This window comes from Paradevosia shaoguanensis (genome assembly GCF_016801025.1).
Taxonomy (GTDB): Bacteria; Pseudomonadota; Alphaproteobacteria; order Rhizobiales; family Devosiaceae; genus Paradevosia; species Paradevosia shaoguanensis.
On the sequence record NZ_CP068983.1, the window covers coordinates 1,533,037 to 1,549,533 of the forward strand.

Sequence of the window (16,497 nt, forward strand, 5' to 3'; positions counted from 1 at the left end):
GTAATTGCGACCGTTAAGATTTCAGGAGTAATGACTGCCAATAGTGTGGGGTGGGCGTGCGATTCTCCCTCGAGCGCACACCGCCGCCGAAAGGGTTGCCAGAGACATGATTGCCAAGCGTTTTCCCGTAAAGAGCCTGACGGCCTGTGCCCTGCTCGCGCTGACGCTGGCCTACCCCGCGATTGCGCAGGAAACGGTGAACGTGGATGGCATGGAAGCCACCCGCGTCGTCATCGCACCGCCGCAGAACGAGCTGGCCCGCAGCATCAAGACGGGCCTTGCCACCGCCTATTACGGCGCCAAGGACACCCCGGCCTACAACGCGGCGCAAAAGCTCTATTACTTCTACGGCGAACGCGCCTTCGAGCCGCTGTGGCTGACGCAGGATGCGTCGGGCAAGCTGGCCTTCTCGCCGGTGGCCGACAAGCTCGTCGCCATCTTCAAGCAGGCCGAATACGAGGGCCTGCGCGCTTCCGACTATCTGACGCCTGCGCTCGACGTGACCTCGGCACAGGGCGATCCGGCCCGCATGGCGGGGCTCGAAACCGCCTTCTCGCAGGCGGTGATGCTCTATGCGCAGAACCTTTATGGCGGCCGCATCGACCCGCGCAAGGTTTCGGCCAATATCGACATCAAGCCGCGCCTGCTCAACCAGCCGGACCTGCTGCCGCGCCTCGCCGCGAGCGATGATCCGGCCAAGATCCTGGCCGAGCTCGACCCCACGCATCGCGAGTTCCTGGCGCTCAAGACTGCGCTGGCCAAGTTCTATGACGGCTCGGCCGCCCAGGAACAGGTCACCATCCCCGACGGGCAGACGCTGCGCGTGGGCATGGTCGATGAGCGCGTACCGCTGCTGCGGCAGCGCCTAGAAGTGCCGGCGAGCGAAGACGGGACCGAAGCGGTCTACGACAAGGCGCTGGCCGAGGCGGTGACCAATTTCCAGGACAGCCTGGGGCTGCTCGCCGACGGCATTGCCGGCCCGGCCACGATCGCCGCTCTCAATGGCGGCTCGGCGACGAGCAAGGAAGACATCATCGCCAATATGGAGCGCTGGCGCTGGATGCCCGAGGACCTCGGGCAGTTCAACGTCTTCGTCAATATCCCGGAATTCCGCCTGGCGGTGATGAAGGGCGATGACGTGACCTATACGACGCGCGTCGTGGTGGGCAAGGCCGCGACGCAGACGCCGATCTTCTCGGACAATATCCGCCACATCGTGGTGAACCCCTACTGGAACGTGCCGCCCTCCATCGCGAGCAACGAGATCCGTCCGGCGCTGATGCGCAATCCGGGCTATCTCGACGCGCAGAACATGGAACTGCTCTATGGCGGCAAGGTCGTCAACGCGGCCATGGTCGACTGGTCGACCACCTCGATGAGCAATTTCCGGGTGCGCCAGCGTCCGGGCGCAGGCAATTCGCTGGGCAACGTCAAGTTCCTGTTCCCCAATTCACACGACGTCTACCTCCACGACACGCCCTCCAAGTCGCTCTTCGGCCGCTCCTTCCGCGCCTACAGCCATGGGTGCGTGCGGGTGCAGAACCCGATGGAATTCGCCGATGCGCTGCTGGTCAACGAGCCGAGCGGGCTCAATTCGGGCAAGCTCGAAGCGATGTACGGCCCCTCCGAGCGCTGGGTGAACCTGGAGACCCGCGTGCCGGTGCACCTGGCCTATTTCACGCTGCGCGTCGACCAGGACGGGACCATCCGGTCCTATGGCGATGTCTACGGGCACAACAAGAAGCTGATCGAGCTGCTCGGCGGCTGAGGTCGCTGGCACACACGTAGCAACCTTCAGGCACAGCGGATCGGACAATGGGCCCCGGGTCTTCGCCCCGGGGAAGTGCCGTGTTTGCGGCGGAGACCGAGGGCCGTATCCCCGCACCAGCCCGTCCCCCCTTAACTCCCGCTTAAACTTTGCGCCTTGGTTCGGCCGGTTTTTGCGGTATCAATATTGCTTGAGGGCCGTCGGATGGCGGTTACGGGGCGTTAGCGTTAACAAACTCGTTGCGACTAGCTGCTAACCTCCTGCCATTGCGACTTCGGGAATGGGCGTAGTAGGGCGTGTCTTCAGCACCACGGATTAGGCAGCGTTTCGGGCGGGTACTGGCGGCTGTGCTTATGGCACTGACGGTCATTGTGCCGCCGGCAACGACTCCTGCCATGGCGGGAGCCGGCGACCGGACGCTCTATCTCCATCACACCCATACCGGGGAAACCGCGCAGATCACCTTCAAGCGCAACGGGCGCTACGATCAGGAAGCCCTGCGCAAGCTCAACTATTTCCTGCGCGACTGGCGCACCAACGAGCCGACCAATATGGACCCGGCTCTCTTCGACCTCATCTGGCAGGTCTACCAGTCCGTGGGCGCTACCCAGCCCGTCAATATCGTCTCGTCCTATCGTTCGCCCAAGACCAATGCGATGCTGCGCGCCAGCTCGTCCGGTGTTGCCGAGAATTCGCAGCACATGAAGGGCAAGGCGATGGACTTCTTCATCCCGGGCATCAACCTGGCGACGCTGCGCGCCACCGCCATGAAGTTCCAGGTGGGCGGCGTCGGCTATTACCCGACCTCGGGCAGCCCGTTCGTGCACCTCGATACCGGCAGTGTGCGCGCCTGGCCGCGCATGACCACGGCGCAGTTGAAGAAGGTCTTCCCGGACGGCAAGACCATCCACATTCCCGCCGACGGCAAGCCGCTCTCCTCGACCGGAAGGCAATATGCCCTGGCCGAATGGCAGAAGTGCCATTCCGTGCCCTGCGGCATCGGCGAATCCGTGGGTGGCGGCGGTGGCGGGCTCTTCGATGCCCTCTTCGGCAAGAAGCAACAGCCTGTGGTGCAGGTCGCCGACAATAGCGGCCCGGCCCAGCGCGCAGTGCAGACCATCGAAGTGGCGGCGCCGGTTCCGGCCGCTGCGGCCGCGCGCCCGAACGAGGCCACGATCCAGACGGCAGCGCTCGATACCAGCGCGCCTGCCCTGCCCTTCGGCAGCAATGCCAGCGCCCCGCTGACCGATGCCGAAATGGCCAGCAACGTCGCCTCAGAGCCGGCCCCCGTGCCGATGCAGAAATCGGAGCGCCTGATGGTGGCGACCAGCAATCAGGCCGCGCAGCAGACCGCTGTCGTTGCGCTCGCCTCGCTCGATGCGCCGGTGCCGGCAGCACGCGTGCAAATGACCAATCCACCCGCCGAACTGGTGACGGCCTATGCCCCGGCGCAGGATCCGGAAGCGCAGCGTGCACTTGAAATGATCATCGACCGCGAGACCACCACCGCCGGCCTGCCGCCCAAGCCGGCGATCGATGCCAGCAATATCCGCACCGCCTCGCTGGGCGGGAGCGAGAAAGCCGGCAGCGTGCTCTCGGGCCTCTTCGACACGACCTTCAATGCCGTCAACACGGCAGGCGCCAGCGCGCCGGTGGCCAAGGCGGTCAAGGACCTCGCGGCCAGCCAGCCGATCCAGGGGCTCCAGACACGCGACGTGGAACTGGTGGCGCCCGATCTCGACCATGTGGCCGAAATCTTCGCGCAGCCGGCGGCGCTTTCCAGTGCCACCTATGGCGTGCTCTGGGAACCCGACGAGGGTGACCTCGATCCGGCGGCCCAGCTCGGCCCCTATGCCTCGCGCATGGGCTTTGCCGCCAAGGATGTCCAGGCACTCGATTCCAGCCGTTTTGTGACCGGTCACCCCCTCCTTCTCGCCTCCCGTTGAACTGTCGGGTTGCAATGCCTATTGTGTCTCTCTAAAGCACTAGCAACACGAATAGGGCCGGCGAAAAGGATCGGCATTTGACCGACAAGCCGCTTACTCCACTGCTCGACACCATCAACGACCCCTCCCAACTCAAGGGCCTTTCGCGCGAAGAACTGCGACAGGTCGCCGATGAGTTGCGCGCCGAGATGATCGATGCCGTGTCGGTGACCGGCGGCCATCTGGGCGCGGGCCTGGGGGTGGTGGAGCTGACCGTCGCGCTCCACGCCGTCTTCGATACGCCCGACGACCGGCTGATCTGGGATGTCGGGCACCAGGCCTATCCTCACAAGATCCTGACCGGCCGGCGCGATCGCATCCGCACCCTGCGCCAGAAGGATGGGCTCTCCGGCTTTACCCGTCGCGCCGAGAGTGCCTTCGATCCCTTCGGGGCCGGCCACTCCTCGACGTCCATCTCGGCGGGCCTGGGCATGGCCGTCGCCTCCCAGCTCGAAGGCAAGAAGCGCAACGTGGTCGCCGTCATCGGCGATGGCGCCATGTCGGCGGGCATGGCCTACGAGGCCATGAACAATGCCGGCACCATGGATGCGCGGCTCGTCGTGATCCTCAACGACAACGACATGTCCATCGCCCCGCCGACGGGCGCGATGAGCGCCTATCTGGCGCGGCTGGTTTCGGGTCCGGTCTATCGGGGCGTGCGCAAGACGGCCAAGCAGATCGTCGAGGCACTGCCGCAGATCTTCCACGAGCCGGCACGGCGCACCGAAGAATTCGCGCGCGCCTGGTGGACGGGCGGCACGCTCTTCGAAGAGCTCGGCTTCTACTATGTCGGCCCCATCGACGGGCACAATCTGGACCACCTGCTGCCGGTGCTCGAGAACGTGCGCGATGCACAGGACGGGCCGATCCTCGTTCACGTGGTGACCAAGAAGGGCAAGGGCTACGCCCCAGCCGAGGACTCCGCCGACAAGTATCACGGCGTTTCCAAGTTCAACGTCATTACCGGTGCGCAGGCCAAGGCGCCCTCCAACGCGCCTTCCTATACCAGCGTCTTCGCTTCGAGCCTCGTCCAGGAAGCCGAGCAGGACGAGCGCATCGTGGCGGTGACGGCGGCCATGCCCTCGGGCACCGGGCTCGACAAGTTCGGCGAACTCTTCCCGAGCCGCACGTTCGATGTCGGCATTGCCGAGCAGCACGCGGTGACCTTTGCGGCGGGCATGGCGGCAGAGGGTCTCAAACCCTTCGTCGCGATCTATTCGACCTTCCTGCAGCGCGCCTACGACCAGGTGGTCCATGACGTGGCGATCCAGCACCTGCCGGTGCGCTTCGCCATCGACCGGGCCGGCTATGTCGGCGCGGACGGGCCGACCCATGCGGGAAATTACGACAACGCCTATCTCGGCGCCATTCCCGGCATCGTGCAGATGGCGGCGGCCGACGAGGCCGAGCTGCGCCACATGGTGGCGACGGCGGCAGCCTATGATGCCGGCCCCATCGCCTTCCGCTATCCGCGTGGCGATGGCCTGGGCGTCGACATGCCGGCGCGCGGTCAGGTGCTGCCGATCGGCAAGGGGCGCGTAGTGCGCGAAGGCGGGCCGATCGCGCTCATTTCATACGGCACGCGGTTCGGCGAAGTGCTGGCGGCGGCCGACAAACTCGCGGCCCTGGGCCTTGCGCCCACGGTCGTCGATGCGCGCTTCCTCAAGCCGCTCGACGAGGAGCTGATCGCGCGAATCGCGCGGGAGCACCAGGTGGTGCTGACCATCGAGGAAGGCTCGATCGGCGGCTTCGGCAGCCATGTGGCGACCTTCCTTGCCCAGAATGGCCTCCTCGACGGCAAGGTGAAATTCCGGCCGCTGATGATCCCCGATACGTTCACCGAGCAGGCGAGCCAGGACAACATGTATGCCGCTGCCGGTCTCGACCGCGCCGGCATTGTTGCCGCGGCGCTCAATGCGCTGGGCGCCGACGAATCCCTCCTCAAGACGGCACTGGCCGACAAGACCCTGCCGTGACCGACCCGGTCACGCTGCGTCCGGCGCGCGCGCAAGATCGCGACGCGCTGCTCCATATTCTCGACGCCACCTTTCGCTCGACCTGGGAGCCGGAACTGACGGCGGAAGCCAATGCCGCTTTCCGGGCCAGCACGCGCGTGACCGATTACGTCGATGGCTATTGGCAGGAATTCGTGGTCGCCGAGAGCGATGGCGCGGTCGTCGGCATGGTGCATTGGCAGGGCGATTTCATCGGTGCGCTGCATGTCGATCCCCGGCAGGCACGACGCGGCATCGGTAGCGCGCTGCTCAGGCACGCTGAGGCCGCCATGCTGGCCGAAGGCGTCAAGATCGCGCAGCTCGAGACCGATACGTTCAACCTCAAGGCGCGTGGCTTTTACGCCGCGCATGGCTATGCGGAAGCCGCGACATATCCCGACGAGGAATGGAATAGCGGCCTCACCACCGTGCTGATGGTCAAGGCGCTGCAGTCTCCATCGCAACCCTGAAGGCGCGGACGGCGGCCGCCGCGGTACGCTTGTGACTGGGCGCGGCGAAGCCGAGGCGCATCGCCGCCTCGCCCTGCGAGGGCACGGCGACAGCACAGGAGGAATGCACTTCGGCAAGCGGCAATTGCGCCAGGAGTGCAGCCACGTTTTCGGCGCGTACGCCCGAGCCGGCCATGATGCCGATACGGCCGGCAGCCGTCTCGACCATGGCTCGCAGCCCGGCAATGCCTTCGGGCGCGGTCGGCGCGCCGCCCGAGGAGAGGATGCGCTCGAAGCCGAGCGCGATGGCCGCTTCGACGCCTTCGCGCAGATCCGGCGCGAGGTCGATGGCGCGATGGAGGGTCGTGCCGAGCCCGGAGGCGTGGCGCGTGAGCTTTTCGAGCATCGCCGTATCGAGCGCGCCGTCGGGACGCGAGGCGCCGAGCACGACGCCGGCTAGGCCGGCAGCGCGGACGGCGTCGATCTCGCGATACATGCAGTCGAGATCGCCGGCATCGAAGACGAAATCGCCGCTGCGCGGGCGCACCATGGCGTAGATCGGAATGGGGGCCCCGGCAGCCTGGCCGATGAGGCCGGGGGTGGGGGTGAGCCCGCCGAGTTCGAGCGAGGAACAAAGCTCGATGCGATCGGCGCCGCCGGTAATGGCTTCGGCAAGGCTCAGCGCGTCGGCGACGCAGACTTCGAGAAGGGTCATGCTTGGGCTCCTGCCAGAATGGCCGCACCGATAAGGCCCGGCTCGACCGTGCACAAGCCTCGGACGACGATGGGCGCCTCGGTCTGGCGCAGGATGCGCTTTCGCACGGCGGCGTCGAGCGCGGCGATGAAGCGGGTGGAGCGGGAAAGGCCGCCGCCTACGGGCACGATGTCGGCGCCCACGACATTGAGCACCAGCGCCAGCGGGCCGGCCAGCAGGTCGATGCAGCACTCGATGGTGCGGGCAGCGGCGGCATCGCCGGCCTCCCAGGCGGCGACGATGGCGGTGCTGGGCAGCGCGACGCCGTGGAGGTGCTGGTGGAGCCGTTCGACACCGCGCGCGCCGCCGACCGTATCGACGCACCCGACCTGCCCGCAGCCGCAGGGGAAGAGCGGGATGGCGACGGGAGGCGTGCCGGCATGGGTAGCGGCGACGGGGCCGTGGCCCCATTCGCCGGCAAAGCCGCCGGCGCCGTTGACGATGCGCCCGTCGATGACGAGCCCGCCGCCGACACCCGTACCGAGGATCGCGCCGAAGACGATGTTTTCGCCCTTGCCCGCGCCGGCGACGGCTTCGGCCAGAGCGAAGCAATCGGCGTCATTGGCGACATGGACGGGACGGCCGAGGAGATCGGCGAGGTCGGCGGAGAGCGCGCGACCGTCGATGCAGGGGATATTGGCGCATTTGATGCGGCCGGTGCGCGGATCGACGACGCCGGTGATGGAAATGGCGATGGGAGCCACGGGATCGGCTTCATCGGCGACGCCACGCAGCGCTTCGGCGAAGGCGGCGAAATCATCAAGGGGTGTCGGCACGCGCCCAAGCGGCGTAATAGCCTGTGGCGAGATTGCCAGCGCACCCTTGATGGCGGAACCGCCGATATCAAAACAGATGATGGTCGTCATTGCGTTAGAGCTTCCAGATGAACGGCGCGCTAGGATTTGCGCCTAGGGCCGACGATTCGATGCGACTTGGCAAGGTAGGAACGATTTAGCCGATGGCAGAACCCAAGAACGGCACCCCCACGATCGGGGACGTGGCCAAGCTTGCGGGCGTTTCGCGCGCGGTTGCCTCCAGAGCCCTGTCGAGCGAGAAGCGGCCGGTTTCGGCCGACAAGCGCGAGCGCGTGCTCGAAGCGGCCGAGCAACTCGGCTTCCGGCCCAACCTTCTGGCGCAGAGCCTCACCACCAAGACCGTCAACCTCGTCGCGGTGGTGGTCAACCACATCCACGACCTTTCCGACCTCGACCTCTTCGACCTGCTGCTCGAGCGCATCCAGTCGATCGGCAAGCAGGTGATCCTGATCCGCGTCGGCTCGGTCGAGCGCGTCGAGGAATTTTTGCGGCAGGGCGTAGCCTACCACGTGGACGCGGCGCTGGTGTTTTCCGATTTCGCCGATGCGGCTACCGTGCGCCGGCTCTTTCGCTCCGACCTCGTGGTGATGCTCAACGGCCGGCACGACGAACTCTCGCCCGCCGTCATTCCCGACGAAGCCGTGGGCATCAATCAGGCCGTCGCCGATGCCGCCAGCAAGGGTGTGCGGACGGCGGGGCTTGTCACCGGACGCGCTTCCTCGCTGGTCGAGGCTGCGCGTGTCGAACATTACCGGCAGGCCTTTGCGGCGCGGGGCATAGAACTCGTGCGGGTGGTCCAGGGCGATTATTCCTACGAAAGCGGGCACGAGGCGGCGGCGACTATCACCGGCTGGGACAGCCCGGACGCGGTGTTCTGCACCTCGGACGCCATGGCCATGGGCATTCTCGATGTCTGCCGCGCCGACTTCCCGCACAACCGGCCGCAAAAGTTCCGGCTCTATGGGTTCGACAACCTCTCGCTCACCGATTTCGATGCCTACCCCATCGCTTCGATCGGTTATGACAAGGCGGCCTATGTCGAGCATGTCCTTCGCTTCCTCGTCGAGCCGGCGGCATTCGAGCCCGGCCAGGAACCGGTGCGGGTACCGACCCGGTTCGTGCCGCGGCTGACGGCTTAGAGGGCTTTTCGGCGTAGGTTCAACTCACCACCGCCCACCCCCCACCACCGAACTTCCCCGGGCGAAGACCCGGGGCCTATTGCCCCCCTCCACTCGAGTGGAGTCATGCGTGGGCCCCGGCTCTGCGGCCGGAGACGTGCGGTGGTGGGGAGAGTGTTGTGGCTAAATACAAAAACGCCGCGAACCGTTTTGGGTCCGCGGCGCTCGAGTCAGAACGCGCTTACCAGAGCGGGTTCAGCGCGGGCGGGTTGGCGCTTTCGCCCCACCACTTCTTGTAATTGGCTTCGTAGGCGCCCGACTGGATGTAGTCGGAGACGAACATATCGATCCAGCGCACGAATTCCGGATCGCCCTTGGCGACGGCAATGCCGATCGGGTCGTTCGAATAGAGGCCCGGCAGGGTCACGAGGGTATCGTTCTTGGTGGCGAGGTAATCGAGGAGCGAAGAATCCTCGATGCCGGCGTCAACACGCTTCTGCTGGAGCAGCAGCACGCCATCGGGCGAGAAATTGTCGGTATAGACGAGCTCGGCAGTCGGGACTGCCTTCTTGAGGAAGGCTTCGCCGGTGGTGCCGCGACCGACCACGACCTTCTTGCCGGCGAGGTCTTCGAGCGAAGCGATGCCGGCATCCTTCTGGACGATGATGCGCAGGCCGGCGCGGTTGTAAGGAATCGAGAAGTTCACCGACTTGGCGCGCTCGAGCGTAGCCGAAGTGTTGGCGACCACGATATCGAGCTGGCCGGAAACGAGCATGGAGACGCGGGCATCGCCCGAGACGTCGGTGAATTCGACCGGCACGCCGAGCTTTTCGGCAAGCATGGTGGCGACGTCGACGTCATAGCCGACCGGATTGTTCTGGGCATCGCGGAAGCCGATCGGCTCGCCGCCGAGCGAGACGCCGATGCGGACGGTGCCGCGCGAGCGGATGTCGTCGATCATGCCGGCGGTGGCGGGCAAAGCCGTGGCGGCGACGAGCGCCAGCGCGGCGAAGGTGGAAAGAATGCGCTTCATTTGGGTCCTCTCTTGATCAAACCGTTTTCGCTGCCCGCTTTTCAGGCGCGGACATCGTTTCGTCCCAGTACCAATAGGCAATGTCGCCGGGGCACCGGAAATTGACGACCTCGTGGTTGCCCTTGGCGTCGATCGCATGGATCACGACGCCAGCGAGGAAACCTTCGGTCAGTTCTGCAAGCTCCTCGACGGCGAGCTTGATGGCGTCGCCGAGGGAATAGCCGAGCTTCAAGGCAAGGACGACCGTGCGCGCGGTCGAGCAGCGCATGGTCATCTCGCCGGTATGGGTGCAGGCGGCCGCGCCATAGCGGCTATCGGCGTAAAAGCCAGCGCCGGGAATGGGCGAGTCGCCGAGCCGGCCCGGATATTTCCAGGCCCAGCCGGACGTGGAGGTGGCCGTGTGGATGCCCTGCCTGGCGTCCGAGCACAGGAACACCGTGGTGTCGCGCACGCGCTCGGGATCGGTGATGGTCTTGCTCAGCGGCGCCAGCGGCACATCGGGGAATTGCTTGATGCCTTCCGGCCCCAGTTCCTTTTCGAGGCGCTCCCACCAGACGCGCTTGGAATCCTCGTAGAGGGTTTCGTCGATCGAGAAACCGGTTTCAGTGGCAAAGCGGCGCGCACCATCGCCGGTCAGCATGACGTGGGGCAGCTTCTGCATCACCTTGCGGGCCAGCGCGGCGACGGGGAGCGTATCGGGCACGGCGCCGACCGAGCCGACTTCGCGCGTGGTGCCATCCATGACGCCGGCATCGAATTCCATGCGGCCGAGCATATTGGGCCAGCCACCGAAGCCGACCGAGCGCACGCGCACGTCGCGCTCGACATGGGCGATGCCGGCCACCATGGCATCAAGGCCGTGCTCGCCCTTCTTCAGGAGGTCGATGGAGGTCTGGAAACCCGGATAGGCTTCGGAATTGGCGAGAAGCAGCATCACGAAATACTCAGTCTTTGCGCATCTTGGAGAGGAACTGGGCGACGCGCGGATTGGCGAGCCCACCGTCCTCGGCGAAGAAACGTTCGGTGGGGAGGTCGACCACGAGCTTCCCCTTTTCGAGGAAGACGATGCGGTCAGAGATCTGGCGGGCAAACTCGATTTCGTGGGTGACGAAGACCATGGTCGTCCCCTCGGCGGCGAGCTTGGCGAGGATGTTGAGCACCTCGGCGGTCATTTCGGGATCGAGCGCGCTCGTCACCTCGTCGAGGAGGAGATAGCGCGGCTTCATGGCCAGGGCCCGGCAGATGCCGACGCGTTGACGCTGGCCGCCGGAAAGCTGGGACGGGAAGGCATCGGCGCGATCGCCCAGGCCAACCGAGGCCAGGAGTTCACGCGCTTCCTGCTCGGCTTCCGCCCTGGGGCGCTTCAGCACTTCGATGGGGGCCAGGGTGATGTTCTGGACCGCCGTCATGTGCGGATAAAGGTTGAAGAGCTGGAACACCGTGCCCGAGCGCTTGCGCGCCTCGGCCAGCTCCTTGGGCTTGGCGACATCGAACTCATCGACCGTGATACGGCCGCCATCGAGCTTTTCGAGGCCGTTGATGCAGCGGATGAGGGTCGACTTGCCCGAGCCCGAGGAGCCCAGGATCGTGACGACCTCGCCCGGATTGACCGTGAGGTTGACGTCCTCGAGGACGGTGACGGTGCCAAAGACCTTCTTGACGTTTTCGGCTTTGATCATTTTCAGAGGCCCTTCCAGGCGGTGTGGGCGCGCAGCCGCGTTTCCAGACGCGCACCCAGCCAGGCGATGAGCTTGGCGCAGAGATAGTAGAGCACCCCGACCACGGCCCAGACGACGAAGGGCTGCAGGGTACGCAGGTTGAGGGTGTTGCCGATCTTGGTGAGGTCCATGACGCCGATCACCGAGATCAACGAAGTCACCTGGAGCTGATTGACCAGGAGGCCCGTCAGCGGCCCGATGGCGAAGGCCGTGGCCTGCGGGGCGATGACATGGCGCAGCACCTGCCAGCGGGTGAGCCCGAAGACGCGCGCCGCCTCGATCTGGTCGCGGCCGATGGATTCGATGGCCGACACGGCGATGACGTAGATGAAGGCCGCCGTGTTGCCCGACATGGTGATGACGGCTGCTTCCACCGGCGTCACGTTGATCCTGAAGAAGGCCGGCAGGCCGAAAAACACCAGGAAGAGCTGAACGAGGACCGGCGAGTTCTTGAGCAGCTCGGTGATGAAGGTCACGATCTGCGTGAGCACCGGCAGGCGATAATAGCGGATGGTGGCGAGGCCCACGCCGATGAGGAGACCGATAAGCGTCGTGGCGAGGAACAGGCCGATCGTGACGCCCAGGCCCTGGGCCAGCAGCACGATGTCGAAGGGGGTGAATTCAGAGTAACGCATCAGGCCACGGCTCCATCGATGAGGTCGCGGTTGAGGCGCTTGTGCAGGAGTCCGATGAGGATCGAGACGATGTAGGTCAGGGCCGCATAGACGACGAGCAGGACCACATAGACCTCGAAGGGCTTGAAGGTATCGGACGCCACGATCTTGGCGGTGCCGGTTAGCTCGTTGAGCGTGATGGTCGAGAGGATCGAGGAGGTGAGGATGAGGTTGACGAAGACGGAGCCGAGCGGGCGGATCGAGGTGCGGAGCGCGATGGGCAGCACGATTTTCGTGAACGTCGTCCGGCGCGAGAGGCCACTCACCTCAGCCGCTTCGATGATGCCCGGATCGATGGCGAGGATGCCCGAGCGGATGACGTCGGAAGCAAAGGCGCCGCCGGCGATCGAGAGCGAGAGCACGCCGGTGGTGAAGGCGTCGATATAGATGCCGAGCTCGGGCAGGCCGTAATAGAAGAAGAACAGCTGGACGATGAAGGGGACGTTGCGGAAGAGGTCGACATAGGCGAAGGCGACCCGGCGCAGCCATTTCGATGACGAGGTGCGTGCGATGGCGACCAGCGCGCCCATGATGAGACTGCCGATCAGCGCCAGCCCGCAGGCCTGCGCCGTCAGCAGCGCGCCCTGGGCCAGAAAGCCCAGATGCGGCACCAGAATTGAGAGATCGAGCCGCAAGTGTCCTCCCCGCGAGCCGGCATGTGAAACCGGTTTCAATTTTGTGAATGAGGGGCAGGAAAAGTCAAGTGGCCTCGCTCAATATGTGAACATCGGCCGGGAATGGTGAGGAATCAGGCAGTTAGGGGTTTATCGCGGGGTGAAGGGCACGTTGAGCGCGCGCACCGCCGCTCACGAGCCTCTCTTCACCGACGAAGGCCGAGCTGAAAGATCGCTTCGCAAGCGCTGCGCCTCACCGGGCCTAGACTTTCGCAGAGAAGGAGGGTGTGAAGGATCGGCTGGATTTGATGAGCGAGCCGGAGGCACCGGAATGCCCTACCCCTTGGCCACCGACCCGAACAATATCGCCTCGATCACCGCCGCATAGCGCGGCCGCAATTGCTCGAGCGGGATCGGCGGCAAGGCCTGGTTGCTGCCGCGCGCGCCGTCGCACAGCAATTGCGCCAGCGCTTCCGGGCCGACCCGCGAGCCCAGCCGGATCACCCCGCTTGCGTCGAGTTCGGCAAGGATCTCGGCCAACTGGCTCTGGAACACCACCGCTGCCTCGATCATGAGGTCGCGGGCGCGGCGGAAGGCCTGGTCGTTGATTTCGAGCGCATGGGGCGAGGCCGCGAGGCGACGGCGGTTCTCGCCGTAGCGGACATCCATGATCTCGGTGAGGATATCGACGGGCGTGGCGCCCTTCTCGATCAGCACGCGACCGGCCGCCACGCCCTGGCGGATGGCGGTCTCGTTGTCGAAGCGCAGCACGAAGCGGAACGCTTCTTCCTTGTTGGAAAAATGATGATAGAGCGCACGTCGCGTCAGGCCGCATAATTCGGCCAGCGCGCTCATCGAGATCTGTTCGTACCCATGGTCCAGAAACGCCTGCCTGAGGCGCTTCAATAGACGCTCACGTGCAGACATCGATGCCCCCGCATTCGCCTGCAAATTACTGATCGAAGTCGCTTAAAGTAGTCCTGAAGTGGGCAACACCTTCATACAGATGGGCCGCCAACGCAAGGATCGGGGGCAGGTAATGCGCGGCTACCGGCGGGATTGGTAACCCGTTCGTAACCGCGCAGAAAAAACCGGCTCAGAGCTCGGGGGGAGCGGCCTGCATGCCGAGCGCGGAGAGATAGAGGTCCAGGATGGCTTCCTGTTCCATGCGCTCGTTGTGGTCCTGCTTGCGGATCTTGACGACCTGGCGCAGCACCTTGGTGTCGAAGCCGTTGCCCTTGGCTTCGGCGTAGATTTCGCGGATGTCGGCAGCGATAGCGGCCTTTTCTTCTTCCATGCGCTCGATCCGCTCGATGAAGGCTTTGAGCTGATCCTGGGCGACGCTGTCTTCTGCCATTGTCGATTCCTTAGACTCTTTGGTGCCCCGTTCAACCGCAGCCGCGCGCGGTGTTCAAGAGGTTTCCCCTCAAATCCACGCCTGGGCGGGGTTGACCTTCGCAATTCCGTCAAATCCCATGATTAGCGGTTGACTTGGCGGGGGCGCTTGCGCACAAACAGGACTTCTTTTTTCCATGGCAATCGGCAGGCTTTTGCTCAATTCCCGTCTCGGTTTTGCCCTGATCGGCGCACTGCTATGCAGTCCGTTTATATCGATTGAACCCGCCTATGCCGACCTGCGAGTCTGCAACGAGACGGGCAATCAGGTATCGATCGCGCTCGGCTACCGGGCGGAGCGCGGCTGGCAGTCGGAGGGCTGGTGGGTCGCGACCCCGCAGCAATGCGCGGTGGTCTACCAGGGCGACCTCAATTCGCGCTTCTACTACCTCTATGTCGCCGACGATATCGGGGGCGGAGCCTGGGACGGCTCGGTCTATATGTGCACGCGCGACGAGAGCTTCACCATCTTCGGCGTCGAGGACTGCCTGGCGCGCGGCTATGAGCGCACCGGCTTCTTCGAGGTCGACACGCAGAATCGCACGGACTGGACGCTCCAGCTCACGGAAAACCGGGATGCCATTCCCGAGGGCGACGACGCCACCGGCGAACCGCTGGGCGATGAAACGGGCGGCGTGCCGCCCGACCAGCAGGACCAGCAGGACCCGCCGCCACCCGACGAGACCACACCCGCGCCGGAAGGACCGGCCGCTATTCAAGGTTCGGATTGATTCATGAGACGTTTGAGACGCGTTAAGATCGTTGCCACCCTGGGTCCGGCTTCCCAGGACGAGAAAACGATCGAGGAACTGGCGCGCGCCGGTGCCGATGTTTTCCGCATCAATATGAGCCATGCCAGCCATGAGCTCCTGGCCCAGACCGTCACCCGCATCCGCAACGTCGAAAAAGTGCTCAAGCATCCACTCGGCATCCTGGTGGACCTGCAGGGCCCCAAACTGCGCGTGGGCAAGTTCGAGGGCGGCTCGGCGATGCTGCCGGCCGGCGCCACCTTCACGCTCGACAATTCCACCGAGCCGGGCACTGTCACCCGCGTACACCTGCCGCATCCGGAAATCCTCGAGGCCGTGAGCGTGGGTGATCGCCTGCTGCTCGATGATGGCAAGATCGAACTGCGCGCCACCCGCGTCGGCGGAGGCTCGATCGAGACCAGCGTCGTCCATGGCGGCAAGCTTTCCGACAAGAAGGGCGTGAGCCTGCCCGATACCCTGCTTTCGGTCGGCGCGCTGACCGAAAAGGACCATGCCGATCTCCTGAAGGCGCTCGAGAACGACGCCGACTGGATCGCGCTGTCCTTCGTGCAGCGTCCCGAAGACATCATCGATGTCCGCAAGATCGTACAGGGCCGCGCCGGCGTCATGGCCAAGATCGAAAAGCCGCAGGCCGTCGAGCGTCTCGAAGAGATCATCAAGCTCTGCGACGCCTTCATGATCGCCCGCGGCGACCTGGGCGTGGAAATGCCGCTCGAACAGGTCCCGGGCCTGCAGAAGCGCATGATCCGTATCGCGCGCCGCTACGGCAAGCCGGTGGTCGTGGCCACCCAGATGCTCGAATCCATGATCACCTCGCCGGTCCCGACCCGCGCCGAAGTCTCGGACGTGTCGATCGCCGTGTTCGAAGGCGCCGATGCCATCATGCTTTCGGCCGAAAGCGCCTCGGGTCAGTATCCGGTCGAAGCGGTCGCCACCATGAACAAGGTGGCCGTGGCCGTCGAGAACGACGTCAACTACCGCTCGATCATCCGCGCGCAGATGACCGAGCCCGAAGCCACCGCGGCCGACGCCATTTCGGCGGCGACCCGCCAGGTGGCCGAGACGCTCGATCTGGCCGCCATCGTCACCTATACCTCGTCCGGCTCGACCGCTATCCGCGCCGCCCGCGAGCGTCCCTCCAAGCCGATCCTGGCGCTCTCGCCCAATTACCGCACCGTGCGCCGCCTCTCGGTGGTGTGGGGCATTCATTGCGTCGAGACCGAGGATGCGGTGAACCTCGAGGACATGGTCGATCGCGCCTGCGTCATCGCCTACCAGCAGGGCCTGGCCCGGCCGGGCGATCGCATCGCCATCACCGCCGGCATTCCGCTGGGTACGCCCGGCGCCACCAACATGCTGCGCATCGCCTTCGTGCGCCAGGACGGCACCGGCTCTTCCTGAGCCTTCCGT

At 65.1% G+C, this 16,497-nt stretch carries 16 protein-coding genes; 7 read left to right on the forward strand and 9 right to left on the reverse strand.

The features are described 5' to 3' along the window. The first annotated feature begins 106 nt into the window (after nt 1–106). The 4 genes from JNE37_RS07190 (at nt 107) to JNE37_RS07205 (ending at nt 6,217) form a co-directional block, all read left to right on the forward strand. Nucleotides 107–1,768 (forward strand): L,D-transpeptidase family protein, encoded by a 1,662-nt coding sequence (locus tag JNE37_RS07190; protein ID WP_052152349.1) that lies wholly within the window; start codon nt 107–109, stop codon nt 1,766–1,768. Nucleotides 1,769–2,121: 353 nt separating this feature from the next. Next, nucleotides 2,122–3,714 (forward strand): peptidoglycan L,D-endopeptidase MepK, encoded by a 1,593-nt coding sequence (mepK, locus tag JNE37_RS07195; RefSeq protein ID WP_203065794.1) that lies wholly within the window; start codon nt 2,122–2,124, stop codon nt 3,712–3,714. A gap of 77 nt (nt 3,715–3,791) precedes the next feature. Further along, nucleotides 3,792–5,729, forward strand: a complete 1,938-nt coding sequence (dxs, locus tag JNE37_RS07200; protein WP_203065795.1) for a 1-deoxy-D-xylulose-5-phosphate synthase — start codon at nt 3,792–3,794, stop codon at nt 5,727–5,729. Then, on the forward strand, nt 5,726–6,217 hold the full coding sequence (locus JNE37_RS07205) for a GNAT family N-acetyltransferase (RefSeq protein ID WP_203065796.1): 492 nt from the start codon (nt 5,726–5,728) through the stop codon (nt 6,215–6,217). Before dxs ends, JNE37_RS07205 begins: the two co-directional genes overlap by 4 nt. Here JNE37_RS07205 and JNE37_RS07210 read toward each other — a convergent pair. Both JNE37_RS07210 and JNE37_RS07215 read right to left on the reverse strand, forming a co-directional pair. Further along, a complete protein-coding gene (locus JNE37_RS07210; RefSeq protein ID WP_203065797.1) occupies nt 6,186–6,911 on the reverse strand; it encodes a copper homeostasis protein CutC in 726 nt (241 codons plus the stop codon). The genes JNE37_RS07205 and JNE37_RS07210 overlap by 32 nt on opposite strands. Continuing rightward, nucleotides 6,908–7,816, reverse strand: coding sequence for an ROK family protein (locus tag JNE37_RS07215; protein ID WP_203065798.1), 909 nt, complete (start codon nt 7,814–7,816; stop codon nt 6,908–6,910). Before JNE37_RS07215 ends, JNE37_RS07210 begins: the two co-directional genes overlap by 4 nt. 92 nt (nt 7,817–7,908) lie before the next feature. Between JNE37_RS07215 and JNE37_RS07220 the strand changes: the two genes are divergently transcribed. After that, entirely contained in the window at nt 7,909–8,904 is a 996-nt protein-coding gene (locus tag JNE37_RS07220; protein WP_182398734.1) for a LacI family DNA-binding transcriptional regulator, read from the forward strand. A 220-nt stretch (nt 8,905–9,124) separates the two neighbouring features. Here JNE37_RS07220 and JNE37_RS07225 read toward each other — a convergent pair whose 3' ends face one another. From JNE37_RS07225 to JNE37_RS07255, 7 genes are all read right to left on the reverse strand, one after another. Continuing rightward, nucleotides 9,125–9,916 carry a transporter substrate-binding domain-containing protein gene (locus JNE37_RS07225; RefSeq protein ID WP_035029512.1) on the reverse strand — a complete coding sequence of 264 codons (792 nt, stop codon included), beginning with the start codon at nt 9,914–9,916 and terminating at the stop codon, nt 9,125–9,127. A gap of 16 nt (nt 9,917–9,932) precedes the next feature. Then, the gene (locus JNE37_RS07230) at nt 9,933–10,850 is read right to left on the reverse strand and encodes an isoaspartyl peptidase/L-asparaginase (RefSeq protein ID WP_203066345.1); all 918 of its coding nucleotides are present in this window, start codon (nt 10,848–10,850) and stop codon (nt 9,933–9,935) included. A 10-nt stretch (nt 10,851–10,860) separates the two neighbouring features. Next, the gene (locus tag JNE37_RS07235; protein ID WP_182398735.1) at nt 10,861–11,595 is read right to left on the reverse strand and encodes an amino acid ABC transporter ATP-binding protein; all 735 of its coding nucleotides are present in this window, start codon (nt 11,593–11,595) and stop codon (nt 10,861–10,863) included. 2 nt (nt 11,596–11,597) lie between these two features. Further along, entirely contained in the window at nt 11,598–12,269 is a 672-nt protein-coding gene (locus JNE37_RS07240) for an amino acid ABC transporter permease (RefSeq protein WP_182398736.1), read from the reverse strand. After that, a complete protein-coding gene (locus JNE37_RS07245; protein ID WP_203065799.1) occupies nt 12,269–12,943 on the reverse strand; it encodes an amino acid ABC transporter permease in 675 nt (224 codons plus the stop codon). Before JNE37_RS07245 ends, JNE37_RS07240 begins: the two co-directional genes overlap by 1 nt. A 315-nt stretch (nt 12,944–13,258) precedes the next feature. Then, nucleotides 13,259–13,849 carry a TetR/AcrR family transcriptional regulator gene (locus tag JNE37_RS07250; RefSeq protein WP_081840390.1) on the reverse strand — a complete coding sequence of 197 codons (591 nt, stop codon included), beginning with the start codon at nt 13,847–13,849 and terminating at the stop codon, nt 13,259–13,261. Between the two features lie 169 nt (nt 13,850–14,018). Then, complete coding sequence (locus tag JNE37_RS07255) at nt 14,019–14,279, reverse strand: DUF2312 domain-containing protein (protein ID WP_035029534.1); 261 nt, start codon at nt 14,277–14,279, stop codon at nt 14,019–14,021. Between the two features lie 175 nt (nt 14,280–14,454). On the opposite strand from JNE37_RS07255, the gene JNE37_RS07260 reads away from it, so the two are divergent. After that, the gene (locus tag JNE37_RS07260; protein ID WP_081899682.1) at nt 14,455–15,048 is read left to right on the forward strand and encodes a DUF1036 domain-containing protein; all 594 of its coding nucleotides are present in this window, start codon (nt 14,455–14,457) and stop codon (nt 15,046–15,048) included. 3 nt (nt 15,049–15,051) lie between these two features. Beyond that, nucleotides 15,052–16,488: a pyruvate kinase gene (gene pyk, locus JNE37_RS07265; protein ID WP_035029537.1), complete on the forward strand. Its 1,437-nt coding sequence runs from the start codon at nt 15,052–15,054 to the stop codon at nt 16,486–16,488. Nucleotides 16,489–16,497 lie beyond the last annotated feature (9 nt).